The sequence below is a fragment of the Deltaproteobacteria bacterium genome (assembly GCA_021737785.1).
In the GTDB taxonomy this organism is placed as follows: Bacteria; Desulfobacterota; DSM-4660; order Desulfatiglandales; family Desulfatiglandaceae; genus AUK324.
In genome coordinates, this window is record JAIPDI010000044.1 from 1 (window position 1) to 12,639 (window position 12,639).

Below are 12,639 nucleotides of genomic sequence, written 5' to 3' on the forward strand. Positions count from 1 at the left end.
TGAAAACAAAATACCGGGTGGTACTGCCGGATTTTCTCATGATGGTGGATTTAAAACGAAAGAATGGGGTGATCCTCCGCCAGGGCCAGGAAATTTCCGTAAGGGTCACAAAGGCGGATCCGTGGGAGGACAGCCTTACGCTTGAATACATTGAAGATGCTTGAAGATTGAAATCGCAGGTTGCCGGATACTGGACGCCTGGCGGCGCTATTCCGAACGGCTCAACAACTCCACAGGTTCACAGCGTACATTCTGCACTCGGCGCTTGCGCCCTCCTCGCCACCCAATCATAGTGTCTCGTCTATGGCGAAGGCCTCGTCCAGGATCAGATTTCCGGTGGTGTCGTACGCCAGGATGCTCAAAAGAGGGGGGGACTCGGTTCCCGAACCAATCAAGAGGCTCCGCTGTATGATCCTGTAGTTCCTTACCTTGAAGGTTTGTCCGAGGGTATGGTCGACCGGGACGCCGTCCTTGAGATCCACCTTGGGGTAGGTCCAGAACCGATGCGGATGAGATGCAGTATTGGCAGCAATGATAAAGAGATGCCCACAGAGTTGACTCCCGTCGGGCGTTGTCCTGGTTAGCCTGAAATTCACAGAAAATCTCTCGCCGTTTCTTTTCACCCTCAGTCGCTGAATACTGACAAGAGGCTCAGGAGATGCTTCTCCTTCGGGGCTGTTCCGGACCTTTTCCTCGGATACGGATACGGTTGAGGCCCCATGTGAGTCTTCTGTGTTTGGGGCGCCAACCTCTTTCTTCTCCTTACCCTGCAGCGTGTAGAGGGTATCTTCCAGAAGCTTCAACCGCTGTCTGGCCTGATAAAGTTCCCGCCGGGTCTCCTCGGTTTCATTCGCCAGTTGCTTTACCCGCTCGGACTGATCCATATCATCTCTGAGGCCACTAAAATAGAGGGAAGTCCCCATGGCCGACCCGATGATGTAAAGGACAAAAATAACGGACCCCCACAACAGAAAACGAGAGGAAAAGCTGAAACTCCGGACCTTTCCCAGACCTCGCGAGATCATCACCGTAAAGACGGACAGCTCGGGACTTTTTTTATTCGGTTGCTGCTTAATCTGCATAGATGGCATCCTGCAATAATAACGTCTCGGAGATCCTATCCCCTTTTGGGGTGATCCGGCATCCCCTTTGTGAACAAAATGCAGCGACTACATCAGGCTCCCTGAATATATCCTCCCAGGATTATGCCGACAGCAAGAAGGAGCCCATGGGCGATCAGGGTCTGAATGGTCAGGGCCTGAGCAGGTATGATCCCTGTATACAGGAGGTATTCACGCCACAGAATCCGCATGGCCTTGAATGCCAGGGGAAACGCAATAAAAGAGATCAGAATCAACCGGGTAACGCCCATCACCGGAATCAGAAACAAGACACAGACAAAACCCATCAGCATAATCGCGCAATATAGATATCTGGAGAGAGCCGGCCCCAATCTCACCACCAGGTTTTTCTTGTTTGTCCTGCGATCCGCCTCGTAGTCGGGGAATTGATTGATCCAGATGACGGCGGTGATGAAGAAGCCCTGAGGCGCGCCGATGAAAAAGGCAGGCCAGCTCAGGGATTCGGTCATGACATAATAGGTCCCCAGGGTGACCAGGGGCCCGAAGGCAAAAAAGATCGCCACCTCCCCCCACCCCCGGGACATGAGCTGCAGGGGAGGCGTGGAATAGGCCCATGCGGCCCCCAGACCCAGAAGCCCGAAGAGAATGACCAGAGGACGCCCCCACCAGACCAGCCAAACGCCCACCCCGAGACCGACGGCAAAACAGAAGAGGGCCATGGCGAGGACGACCCGGGGGGAGAGGTTGTCATCTTGAATCACCCGGCTGCCGCCGCTGAAAGGGGTGATGTGCACATTGACCGGATCGCTCCCCCGGTTGTCAAAATAATCGTTAAGCAGGTTAGCGCCCAGGTGGAGACCGGCAATTCCCGCGGCGCATATGACAAACAGTAGGATAGAAAAGCTGTTTATCGTGAGGGCCAGTGCAGCGCCCAGGATGACCGGAATAATGGAACCTGCAAGAAAGGGCAATCGAAGGGCCTTCAAATATGCATTCATGGTTGCAAAAAGCTCGCTTTTATAGTTTATAGGCACAAGGCGTTAGGCACAAGGCATTAGGCGCAAGGCGTTCAACGCCTAATGGGGAGTCAATATCAAAAAAACCAGAGTGTTTCAAGCGGCTCGTGAGTTGCATTGGCATTTCACTGAAAAAGTGTCAGCCTTGAACCCTGGAACCCCTGGTCCAGACCTGGAGAATCATGGTGCATGCCTCGAATCATACTGCACCGGAACAAACTGGATTACAGGTCCAAATTCGGTCAGTCGCGCCAGGGCGGGTTCTGAACCCGTAAACGGTTACAACATATGTAAACAAAGGCACATTGATCAGATCATGGATCGAACTCGCAAAAATGGTGACAGACCGGCCTCCCGTGGTGACGAGGATGTCCCTTTTGTCTCACAACTGGCCCCCATTCTCTTTCTGACGACCATTTTCTTTTTGAATTTCATCGGAAGGATCGTGTTTGCGCCCCTGTTGTCGAGTATTGAAACCGATCTGGGCCTTGTCCATGCAGAGGCCGCTTCCTTCTTCTTCCTGACTTCCGTCGGATATTTCATCTCACTTCTTTGCTCGGGATTTCTTTCCTCCCGTCTTAATCACCGCAAGACCATCCTCCTGTCCGCCCTCTCGGTCGGAATGGCCCTGCTGGGCCTCTCCATATGCAACAGCTTATGGACCGTCCGCGTCACCCTATTCCTTCTCGGATTGTCGGCAGGGATCTATCTCCCCTCAGGCATCGCCACCCTCACCTCCCTGGTCGGCCCCAGGCACTGGGGCAAGGCAATTGCGGTTCACGAGCTGGCCCCCAATCTCGGGTTCGTTGCGGCCCCGCTCCTGGCCGAAGCCTTCATGTACTGGTTTCCATGGCGGGGCGTGATCGTCTTCCTGGGCATCGGTTCCATTATGGCCGCTGCGGCCTTTTATCTCTTCGGAAAGGGAGGCGAGTTTCCCGGACAGGCGCCGAATTTCGGATCCCTGAAAAACCTCTTCGCAGAACCTTCCTTCTGGATAATGGCGCTCCTTTTCTCTTTCGGCATCTGTGGGACCCTGGGCATTTACACCATGCTGCCCCTCTATCTGGTGGCCGATCAGGGACTTCACCGCAACTGGGCCAACATGCTGGTGGCCCTCTCGCGGATTCCCAGTGTATTTATGGCATTTGTGGCCGGCTGGCTGAGTGACCGCATCGGGCCGAAGTTGACCATCAGCGGCGTATTTCTGATCACAGGCCTGCTGACCATACTCCTTGGCACGGTCTCGGACGCTTGGATCGTGGCCCTCGTTTTTCTCCAGCCGGTTATTGCCGGATGTTTTTTTCCGCCCGGATTTGCCGCCCTCTCCGCCATCGGTCCCCCCGATGCACGGAACGTGGCTGTCTCGCTCACTGTCCCTGCGGCCTTTGTTTTTGGAGGCGGGGCCATCCCCATCGGAATCGGGATGATGGCTGATACCGGGTTTTTTGATTTGGGGATCGCCCTGACCGGCGGGCTCATCCTTACCGGATCCGTCCTTGCCCTCTTTCTGAAATCCCCCCGTCCCTGATAGTCGCTCGGCAATCCTTATTGTGAAGGGGTCTCGACGCAATACCGCTGTGTGAGCGGCATCTTGCCACGACGTTTGCGGCTGGTCGCAGATCCCGTCTTTGGCGGGGAAAGCCGCTCTCACAAAGTCATCTTTGCAAATTGAGAATTGCCGTGTCCGGTTTTTGCGCTTGACCCCGACTCGCTTTTTTTCTATATTTCAAAATCTTGACTTTAACCAATTTGTGCATTTCAGCTCACTTTAGACACTTTAAATTTCAGCTCATTTTAGTCACATTCAACTTATAGTCTGGAGGGTATTATGGCGAAAGTAGGAATTATCGGCGTGGGTCAGTCCGCCTTTGTGCGGGGATATCCCGGCTCTATTCGGGAACTGGCCTTTGAGGGATTCAGGGACGCCATGCAGGATGCGCAGATATCCGCAAAAGATATTGATGCATCCATCATCTGTTCGGCCCCGGAATATGACAAGCAGCGATCGCCGGCCGGGGTCTTTGCCGAGTATTTGGGGCTCGTTCCCCAACCGACCTGTTACCTGGAGAGCCTCTGCTCATCCAGCAGTATGGGGCTGCGGGTGGCTTATTCACTCGTGAAGTCAGGCCTGCACGATGTGGTGGCCGTAATCGGATTTCAGAAGATGTCGGAGATCTCATCCGCGGAATCCCAGGAGAGGATGGGGCGGGGCGCCGACATCCAGTGGGAGAGCCCCTTCGGGACCATGATGCCCGCATATTATGCCATGTATGCCAGGGCCCACATGGAACGCTACGGGACCACTCCCGAGGACCTGGCCCGGATTCGGGTAAAAGCGGCAACTTACGGCCAGATCAATGAAAAGGCCGTCTATCGAAAGCCCGTCACCTTCGAGATGTTTTCAGACCCGGAGAGCCCCATGTCCAACCCGGTGGCCAGCCCGCTCAGGGTCGGGGACTGCTGTGCCAATGCGGATGGCAGCTCCTGCGTGATCGTTGCCAGCGAGGAAAAGGCCAGGGCGTTCTCCAAAAAGCCGGTATGGGTCCTGGGCCTGGGAGCCGCATCCACGGCCGTGAATCTGGCGGGGAGAGATCTCTTTACCGGGTTGACCGTGGCCCAGCAGGCCGGGGAGCAGGCCTACAAGATGGCCGGCATTACGGCCAAGGATATCGATGTGGCCGAGGTCCATGACTGCTTCACCATTGCCGAGATGATGGCCTACGAAAACTTGGGCTTTGCCAAACCCGGAGAAGGTAAGGAGCTGATCAAGGCGAAGGAAACCTACAAAGAAGGGAGCATCCCGGTGAATGTGGACGGGGGGCTTCTTTCAAAGGGCCACCCCATCGGCGCAACCGGTGGGTCCCAGATCCGGACCATTGTGTTACAGCTCCGCGGCGAGGCGGGAGATATGCAGGTGAAGGATCCGGAGATCGGTCTGATTCATAACATCGGCGGCGTGGGCCTTTATGGAAACGTCAGCATTTTGGGGAGGTAAGAGATGGCCAAACAGAAAAAAGAGATAGATGATCGCTTCAAGAGATTCGGAACCGTAAGCTTTACCTCCATCACCAAGGTCAATGACTTTATCGACTATCTGGATCAGGGCAAGGTCATGGGGACGCGGTGCAAGGTGTGCGGCCGGGTCTTTTTCCCACCCAGGGCCGACTGCTATGCCTGCCTCTCCAGCGATATGGAATGGTTCGACGTCTCCGGCAAAGGCAGACTCGTGAGCTACAGCAAACTGGAGTTCGCCCCCATCGGATTCGGCGACGACCTCCCCTATGCCATCGCGCTGTTGGATTACGGAAATTACAAGGTGTTCGGCCGTATCGCCGATGATGTGCCGGAGGACGAGATCCAGGTGGGTATGGAGATGACCACCCGGGTGAACCAGCTCCCCAACGGCCAGTTAAACTATGTATTTCAAAAGGCCTGAGCCTGTTTGGGCCCCTGCCCATCCGGCGGGGGCCTGGACCGGGAAAAAGCCATGGCCCGTTCGAGCAATACCCAACCCACATCATGGCTGGAGATTTCCATTCAGGCAGACCCTGTCCTGCAGGACCCGCTGAGTTCCTTTCTCTTTGATATGGGCTGCACCGGCGTGGTATCGGAAGACTTCCAGGACCGCACATTGAAGGCCTATCTCCCCTTCCAGCCGGACCTGGAGGAGATCAGTGCCCGAATCGGGCTGTACGTCCACGATCTGAAAGAGATACTCCCCGACGTGCCCTCCCCGGTGATCCAACTCAAAGAGGTGCAAAACCAGGACTGGGGCCTCACCTGGCGCCGGTTTTTCCGTCCAACCCGGGTGACGCCCGGGCTCCTCATCCTCCCTGCCTGGGAACCTCTCCCGGAGACGACGGATGTTGTGCATATCATCCGCATGGACCCCGGCCCTGCCTTCGGGACCGGCCAGCACCCCACCACCCGGATGTGCCTCGAGGCCATGGAGCGGGTGCCGCTCAGGAGACCCTGGTCCCTCCTTGACGTGGGCACCGGGAGCGGCATCCTGGCCATATACGGGGTACAGTTGGGCGCAGAAAATGTCCTGGCCCTGGATACGGACCCGGAGGCCATCCGCTGGGCCGGGCGGAATATCCGGCTGAATAAGGCCTCCGAACTCATCGAGCTTTCTCCCCTTCCTGTTGAAGAATTAAAAAAGGAATTCTCTCTTGTCTGCGCCAATCTGATCTTGGGAGAGATCCTGAGGCTGATGCCCTTTTTTCCGGGTCTCATGGGCCCCGGGGGAAGGCTGATCCTTTCCGGGATTCTAAAGGACCAGGTCCGGGAGGTCGTTGTTTCACTCTCAGAAAATAGCCTACAGGCGCACGAGCCGCTGCACCAGGGCGAGTGGGCCTGCATCATCGCTGCAAGAACGGATGAGAAGGACGCATGTTGAGGCGCTTTTTTGTGGAAGCATCCATTGAACCGGACCGACCATGTGTTATCACAGGATCCGAGGCTCGCCACATGGTGAAGGTGCTGAGGATGGCGCCGGGAGATCGATTGATGCTCATGGACGGTGGCGGCGCCCGCTTTGAGGCCGTCATTCAGTCGGCAACTCGAAGAGAGGTGACGGTCAGACCGGAAAAGCCCCTCCCCTCCCTTCCCCCGTCGCCTGTCGAAATCATCCTCTGCCAGGCCCTGCTGAAATCCGACCCGATGGATTATCTGATTCAGAAGACATCCGAACTGGGTGTGGATGCCATCTTTCCATTCTTTTCTCAACGGACCATTGTCCGGCTTGAAGAGGAGAGATTCGCCCACCGGTTAAGGCACTGGAATGAAGTCGGTAGGAGCGCTGCAAAGCAGTCAGGAAGGATAGCCCCGCCCCTGATCGCCGCCCCGTCCGGCCTTGAAGCACTGACAGCAAAATGGCGGACGGAAAGCGGTCTGAAAGCAATTCTGTGGGAAGGCGAAGGAAAACGGGATCTGAAAGCGCTGCTGAGGGATTCTTCCCGAACAGACAGATTCATAGGGATCATCGGACCTGAAGGCGGTTTTGCGAGGGAAGAGGTTATAACGGCTGAGGAGGCCGGCTTTATTTCGGTCTCCCTTGGAAGCAGGATCCTGAGGGCAGAGACCGCTGCCATGGCCATGGTGGCCGTTGTTCAGTATGAATGGGGGGACTTGGCTTTTCAGTAATAGCTTCTGTAGAAGACCCTTGACGAAAATATGATTAAAAGATATATTATTGCTGATTTCATCATCCCAGCGTTGCAAAAGTCGAGGATCCTGCAGACACAAGGCGTCCGTGTAAAGCTGTAGTAACGCACCGCAAAGCTCGAAGACCCGATAGATGCGGTATCCTCGACTTTCCCCTCGGGTAAATAATAATGGCTGCTTTTTCCTAATTATGGGGATGTCACAGTGGTGCTTTTCACGAAAGCATTACGGATGGAGATGTCACCGTTATTTGCAGTTTATTTATGCAACCCAGGGAGTTTACTCAGACACGGAAAGGGGGTGGGTACATATTCCAACGGTTTTGAAGATTCATTCGAACAATTGAACTAATTCCTAAAGGAGGTTTTTTTGATGAAAAGACTAGTTGTACTGGCGCTTGCCATCGTTTTTGTCATCGGTACCGCGGGCTTTGCCCTTTCACAAGATTTGGGTGCTAATGAAAAGGCATTTAACAACGAAATTGGAAGCCTGGTTCCCAAGGATCGCATCGTCAATGCCGAGCAGTTCCATAAGGTCTGGGAAGACGTCATGGCCGGGAAAAGCAATGCCTGGCTCATCGATGTGAGGACCGATACGGAATTTGAGGCCTTTCATATCGAGGGAACGAACCATGTTCAGGCCGGACACTGGTATACGATTCCCAAGAAGATCACCGACCCGAACGCGGAGATATATATCTGGTGCCGCACCAAGCATCGGGCAAAGTATATCGCCGGCTTCCTGACCAAGATCGGCTATAAGAACGTCTACCTGTTTGACGGCGGTGTAGTCGGCTGGGCCGCGGCAGGATATCCCTTTGTCAATGCCGTTACCGGCGAATTCACGATCAACAAATATAGAAAGAGCCCCTCCGACGCGGAAAAATCATTTAAGTGGCGTTTCTGGAACGCTTTTAAATAAAGCCTGATATGCTGCCGCACCCCCCGGACACCCTTTGCTGGTGTCCGGGGGGTGCGTGTTTAGGGCCTATGCATCCAGTTAATACCCGATATTTCTGTATCCCGCACGCCGCCTCCCAAACATCTTGGCCAGCATAGGGAAATTCAGGTCGGCATAGGGCCCGCTTCGGCATCCGGGCGAAGCGGGCATTGACCGGGTCTTTAAGCAAATGGGCGTAAGCTGACCCATATTGAAATGGAGGGATCATGCTCCTGAACGGCTATCGAAAAGAGATTTTTCGACCCAAATGCAATCCGGGATTCGAGTCGGTTCACTGCATCGCCCATCTGGACCAGGATATCGGGGAGGCCTTTCCCTATCAGAACGAGGAACTGGGGGGCTTACAAGGACAAGAAGATGACACTTAGTGTTTCGATATCTGAAACCATTTGTTACTGCTTCGGTTATACCACCGAAGACATCCGGAACGATCTCCTGCAACATGGCCGCTCCACCATCCTGGAGCGGATTGAAAAGGAAAAGAAGGCCAACGGATGCAATTGCGCCGCCAATAACCCCAAGGGGAGGTGATGCCTTCCGGATGTTCACCGGGTGGTGAACGAAATCAGGGGTGACCGACAACCTATTGCCGGGAGGGTGTCGTGAACAGGAAAAACCGATGCCAAAGGGTCGGCAACTCTACGGAGACAGGGTGATGAAGCTTGTACAGTCCTTTTGCATGGCGATGCTTCGCAGCAAGTGCTTCGCAGGGGTGTGTTGCCTCGCATTCTTCGGTATCGTCTTATTGATGAACTCCCCTCTGGGCGCCTCGGATAACCAGGCCCAATCCTTGAAAGAACTGCTTACATGGTACGATACCTCTCGGTGCAAAGAGTGCCACGAAGAAATCTATGCCCAGTGGGAGAAATCCCACCATGCCAGGTCCATCATGGATATTTTTATGGATGGGTATCTCAAGAAAGGGGTCCTTGCCGTCAAGAACCCGAATGAGGCTACGCGAAAGAACTTCCCCTGCTTTAAGTGCCATTTTCCTCATCTCGACCATGCCTCTGACAAAGTGGCCTCCGAAATCGCTGCAGCAATCCTAAACCAGGATCAGGCAACCATGAAGAAGCTGAACATCAACTGTCTGGTCTGTCACCGGGACATGGGTATTGTCCACGGATTTCCGAAAGCGGACGTCCTTTATGGCAAGACGGATGTGGAGGACCATCCTGACGACGGTTTTAAGGAGGTGCACAAGAGCCCTGTCATGACCCAATCGGCCATGTGCGGTCAGTGTCATGGACTGGGCCCGGTTTTCGATTTCGAGTATCCGGTTCAGTGCGCCACGCTGTATGGAAGCTACCTCCACGCCTACGTCCCTGCAGGAGGGACACAGACCTGCCAGGAATGTCACATGGAAAAGGCCGACCATACCTGCCCGCCCAACTTCAAGGATCGCACGGACACGTCCAGACGGCTGGCCGAGGCCCTCCCCATGGACGTGACGGCCATGTTCTACCGGCCCCAGATCGACCCCGGCAAACTGGTTCCCACCGTGCTTGTGGAGACCCGAATTACCAGCAGGGCCGGCCATCGCATTCCGGACGGGTGACCGTCCAAAAACCGCCTGGTCCTGGATGTGACCATCAAAGACGATACAGACCGGACGCTCTATGCAAAGCGCAAGGTCTACATGCCCCAGTCCACCGATTCCCTGAATAACGCCATGGTCTATGGCCCCACGCATAAGCTCGGAATTATTCGAGACACGAGCATCCAGCCCTTTGCCCCGAAGACAGAGACCTTCGAGGCCTCCATACCCGAGGGCATCGGCCAGGTGCGGGTCATTGTGGAGTTGAGTTATCAGCCCCGCCCGGGCGACGTGTATCCCATCCATCACCAAACCATGGAACTTGAGTCAGGCAAGGAGAGCACACCATGAAGACAGAACGACTCGACGGAAACATATGGCGGGCCGTCTGGCAGTCCGGAGCAATGGTTGCCCTGGCCATCTTCATCCCTTTGACCCTGGCCCCGCATCATCGCATCGAATAGTCATTTGGCATCAGCTTTAAAGAAAATGCCTTGGGGTGATGAGGTGGATATTGCACAGTCCAAAATTTTCATAATGTATTGCTTTTCCAGGGCGTGTCAATGCGGGCGCTGCGCGGCGCGGCAAAAGACTTCCGGCCTGAAACCGATGGGCTTAGTGAGAGGCGAGAAAATCGAGGATTTCGGCTGCGAATTTTCTCAGATCATTAACGTCGTGGCCAAGAATGCCAATGACGATTTCCGGGTCAATCCGGGCATAGTCGTGAACCACGATATTCCGGAACTGGGCCATCTTCTTCATAGCCGCCCCCACTGGACCCGAAATGATACGGTTTTCATGCAGGACGCTAAAGAGATCCTTGTTGTCTTTCGGGACTCGCAACGCCTTGCGTGAGACGAGATGGGCAGCGATATCAATGCAACACTCGCAAGCCAGGTGAAGCGTGCGTTCGACGAAGCGCTGGTCTTTCTTGCTGGCCGTGTAGTTCGACAGCGTGATGTCGCGGTATTCGGCAAGATCTTGGAGATACTCCTGAAGATGGCGCAACTTCGATTGGATCACGTCCTTGTCAATCATGGGCGGTTGCTCCGAAATAGCACTTCATCTGATCGAAATCTCTTTCAAGGTAATGCCTAAAATCAAAATATTCTTTCTGTTTCAGCAACTTGAAGTTATCTTCGTCTTCGATGTCCCGGATAAATACGGGTATACCATAGGAAAATATCTGATTAAGCATAATGAGTGCGACATCGTTAATCAAAACAACGTCCACGGCACGATCAACCAGTTTCTCGATTCGGTCAATCAGTTCAAGCCGTATCTGAAAGCGCTTTTCTGCGGAGAGGTCCGGGACAAGCCGCACGGCAATGTCCATGTCGCTCCCCTTACGGGCGTGGCCGGTGACCGTCGAGCCGAACAGGTAGCCCGAGAGGACCTCAGGATAGGACTCGATGACTCGGGCCAGCTTTGAAAGCAGGGGCGCTGTCAGGGTTATGTTTTTGTTATCAAGTGTCATGCTTGTCATCCGACAACATCATGGATGCGTGAACCAACAGGATGTGGTAAGAATACCACGATTTGGGTTTAAGATAAACTTTAAAAATGCTTTGAAAAGGGAGCGGATGAATGGCCATGAAAGATTTCATTAAGGTCATGAAGGCATTGCGGGACCCCAACCGGGTCAAGATCGTCAAGATGCTCCAGCATGGCGAGCTATGCGTCTGTGAGATTCAGGAGGCCCTGGGGGTTGCCCAGCCCACGGTATCCAAGCACCTCAAGATACTGGAGACGGCGGGGCTTTTGAGGTGCCGAAAAGAGGGGCTGTGGGCCTATTATCGGCTGGATGATGGGAATAACAGCCCTTATGCCGCGACAGTGCTGGGAAATCTCAAACACTGGCTGGAAGACACGCCGGAGATCAGGGAAATGGTGGAGAAGCTCCCTGCCATTCAACAGGCGGACCTGTGCAGGACATCTGTGAGAAGATGCTCCTGTACAAGTGAAACAAGCAAATAGGGGGGAAAAATGGAAATCCACGCTGCACAAATCATTGCCCTGCTGATCACAGGGGTGGGCGTAGGATTCGCCTCGGGGATGTTGGGGGTGGGAGGATGTTTTATCATGGTCCCGGTCCAGTTCTGGGCCTTGACATCCATTGGCATTGATCCCACCATTGCCATCCGCATCGCATTCGGCACCAACCTCCTGGTAGTCCTGCCCACGGCCTTCAGCGGCGCCATGACCCACCACAAGAAGGGGGCTGTCCTGTGGAGGGCAGGGGTGACCTTCGGCATGGCCGGGGCCGTCGGCGCCTTTTTCGGGGCACTTATCGCCTCGCACCTTCCGGGGAAGGTCCTGACGGTCGCCTTCGGCGTTGCCGTCATCCTCGGCGCACTGCGGATGCTCACAGCCAAGCCGCCCCAAATCACCGATGAACCATCGAACAGCATTGTCGCATTTATATTGTGGGGGATCCCCCTGGGCATTGTCTCGGGTATTGTCGGGATCGGCGGGGGCGTGCTCATGATCCCCATCATGGTCTATTTCCTCAAATTCAAGATGCACCAGGCAGTGGGCACCTCGACGGCCCTCATGATCTTCACCGCCTTTGGCGGGTCCCTCTCCTTTCTGATCAACGGGCTTGGGGTCGAGGGGCTTCCCCCCTACTCAACGGGGTATCTCAACTGGCTACAGTGGGTCCTCCTGGCAGGGTGCAGTGTCCCCCTGGCCATTGTCGGAGCCAAGGTGGCCCACCTGTTGCCGGCCAAACAGCTCAAGTACATCTTTATTGCAGTGATGTTCTACATGGGCCTCAAGATGATCGGGGTCTTTACTTGGCTTCATCTGCCGATATAGCCTGAAAAGAGGGGCTGAAAGGGGAGGAATCCCGGACGAACAGCATTTGTGTCCGGGAGGT

16 protein-coding genes are annotated in these 12,639 nt (G+C 54.8%); 12 read left to right on the forward strand and 4 right to left on the reverse strand.

The window, feature by feature from the left end; genetic code table 11:
- Positions 1-287: 287 nt before the first annotated feature.
- Positions 288-1,082, reverse strand: coding sequence for a hypothetical protein (locus K9N21_18380; protein MCF8145880.1), 795 nt, complete (start codon positions 1,080-1,082; stop codon positions 288-290).
- A 92-nt stretch (positions 1,083-1,174) separates the two neighbouring features.
- Positions 1,175-2,080: a prenyltransferase gene (locus K9N21_18385; protein MCF8145881.1), complete on the reverse strand. Its 906-nt coding sequence runs from the start codon at positions 2,078-2,080 to the stop codon at positions 1,175-1,177.
- 334 nt (positions 2,081-2,414) lie between these two features.
- Between K9N21_18385 and K9N21_18390 the strand changes: the two genes are divergently transcribed.
- The 10 genes from K9N21_18390 to K9N21_18435 all read left to right on the forward strand — a co-directional run bounded on the left by K9N21_18390 (position 2,415) and on the right by K9N21_18435 (position 10,112).
- The gene (locus K9N21_18390) at positions 2,415-3,626 is read left to right on the forward strand and encodes an MFS transporter (protein ID MCF8145882.1); all 1,212 of its coding nucleotides are present in this window, start codon (positions 2,415-2,417) and stop codon (positions 3,624-3,626) included.
- A gap of 300 nt (positions 3,627-3,926) precedes the next feature.
- Positions 3,927-5,093 (forward strand): acetyl-CoA acetyltransferase, encoded by a 1,167-nt coding sequence (locus tag K9N21_18395; GenBank protein ID MCF8145883.1) that lies wholly within the window; start codon positions 3,927-3,929, stop codon positions 5,091-5,093.
- A gap of 3 nt (positions 5,094-5,096) precedes the next feature.
- Positions 5,097-5,534 (forward strand): Zn-ribbon domain-containing OB-fold protein, encoded by a 438-nt coding sequence (locus K9N21_18400; protein ID MCF8145884.1) that lies wholly within the window; start codon positions 5,097-5,099, stop codon positions 5,532-5,534.
- Positions 5,535-5,585: 51 nt separating this feature from the next.
- A complete protein-coding gene (prmA, locus tag K9N21_18405; GenBank protein ID MCF8145885.1) occupies positions 5,586-6,497 on the forward strand; it encodes a 50S ribosomal protein L11 methyltransferase in 912 nt (303 codons plus the stop codon).
- Positions 6,491-7,243, forward strand: a complete 753-nt coding sequence (locus K9N21_18410) for a 16S rRNA (uracil(1498)-N(3))-methyltransferase (GenBank protein MCF8145886.1) — start codon at positions 6,491-6,493, stop codon at positions 7,241-7,243. Before prmA ends, K9N21_18410 begins: the two co-directional genes overlap by 7 nt.
- 393 nt (positions 7,244-7,636) lie before the next feature.
- Positions 7,637-8,185, forward strand: a complete 549-nt coding sequence (locus tag K9N21_18415; GenBank protein MCF8145887.1) for a hypothetical protein — start codon at positions 7,637-7,639, stop codon at positions 8,183-8,185.
- A 245-nt stretch (positions 8,186-8,430) separates the two neighbouring features.
- The gene (locus K9N21_18420) at positions 8,431-8,592 is read left to right on the forward strand and encodes a hypothetical protein (protein ID MCF8145888.1); all 162 of its coding nucleotides are present in this window, start codon (positions 8,431-8,433) and stop codon (positions 8,590-8,592) included.
- Entirely contained in the window at positions 8,582-8,755 is a 174-nt protein-coding gene (locus K9N21_18425; protein ID MCF8145889.1) for a hypothetical protein, read from the forward strand. The genes K9N21_18420 and K9N21_18425 overlap by 11 nt, the downstream gene beginning before the upstream one ends.
- A 148-nt stretch (positions 8,756-8,903) precedes the next feature.
- On the forward strand, positions 8,904-9,782 hold the full coding sequence (locus tag K9N21_18430; protein ID MCF8145890.1) for a cytochrome c family protein: 879 nt from the start codon (positions 8,904-8,906) through the stop codon (positions 9,780-9,782).
- A gap of 27 nt (positions 9,783-9,809) precedes the next feature.
- Entirely contained in the window at positions 9,810-10,112 is a 303-nt protein-coding gene (locus K9N21_18435) for a hypothetical protein (protein ID MCF8145891.1), read from the forward strand.
- Positions 10,113-10,376: 264 nt separating this feature from the next.
- On the opposite strand, the gene K9N21_18440 is transcribed toward K9N21_18435, so the two are convergent.
- Together K9N21_18440 and K9N21_18445 are read right to left on the reverse strand one after the other, a co-directional pair.
- Entirely contained in the window at positions 10,377-10,799 is a 423-nt protein-coding gene (locus tag K9N21_18440) for a DUF86 domain-containing protein (protein ID MCF8145892.1), read from the reverse strand.
- Positions 10,792-11,238: a nucleotidyltransferase domain-containing protein gene (locus K9N21_18445; GenBank protein MCF8145893.1), complete on the reverse strand. Its 447-nt coding sequence runs from the start codon at positions 11,236-11,238 to the stop codon at positions 10,792-10,794. The genes K9N21_18440 and K9N21_18445 overlap by 8 nt, the downstream gene beginning before the upstream one ends.
- A 116-nt stretch (positions 11,239-11,354) precedes the next feature.
- Between K9N21_18445 and K9N21_18450 the strand changes: the two genes are divergently transcribed.
- The gene (locus K9N21_18450; GenBank protein MCF8145894.1) at positions 11,355-11,738 is read left to right on the forward strand and encodes a metalloregulator ArsR/SmtB family transcription factor; all 384 of its coding nucleotides are present in this window, start codon (positions 11,355-11,357) and stop codon (positions 11,736-11,738) included.
- A gap of 9 nt (positions 11,739-11,747) precedes the next feature.
- Positions 11,748-12,578 carry a sulfite exporter TauE/SafE family protein gene (locus K9N21_18455; GenBank protein MCF8145895.1) on the forward strand — a complete coding sequence of 277 codons (831 nt, stop codon included), beginning with the start codon at positions 11,748-11,750 and terminating at the stop codon, positions 12,576-12,578.
- Positions 12,579-12,639 lie beyond the last annotated feature (61 nt).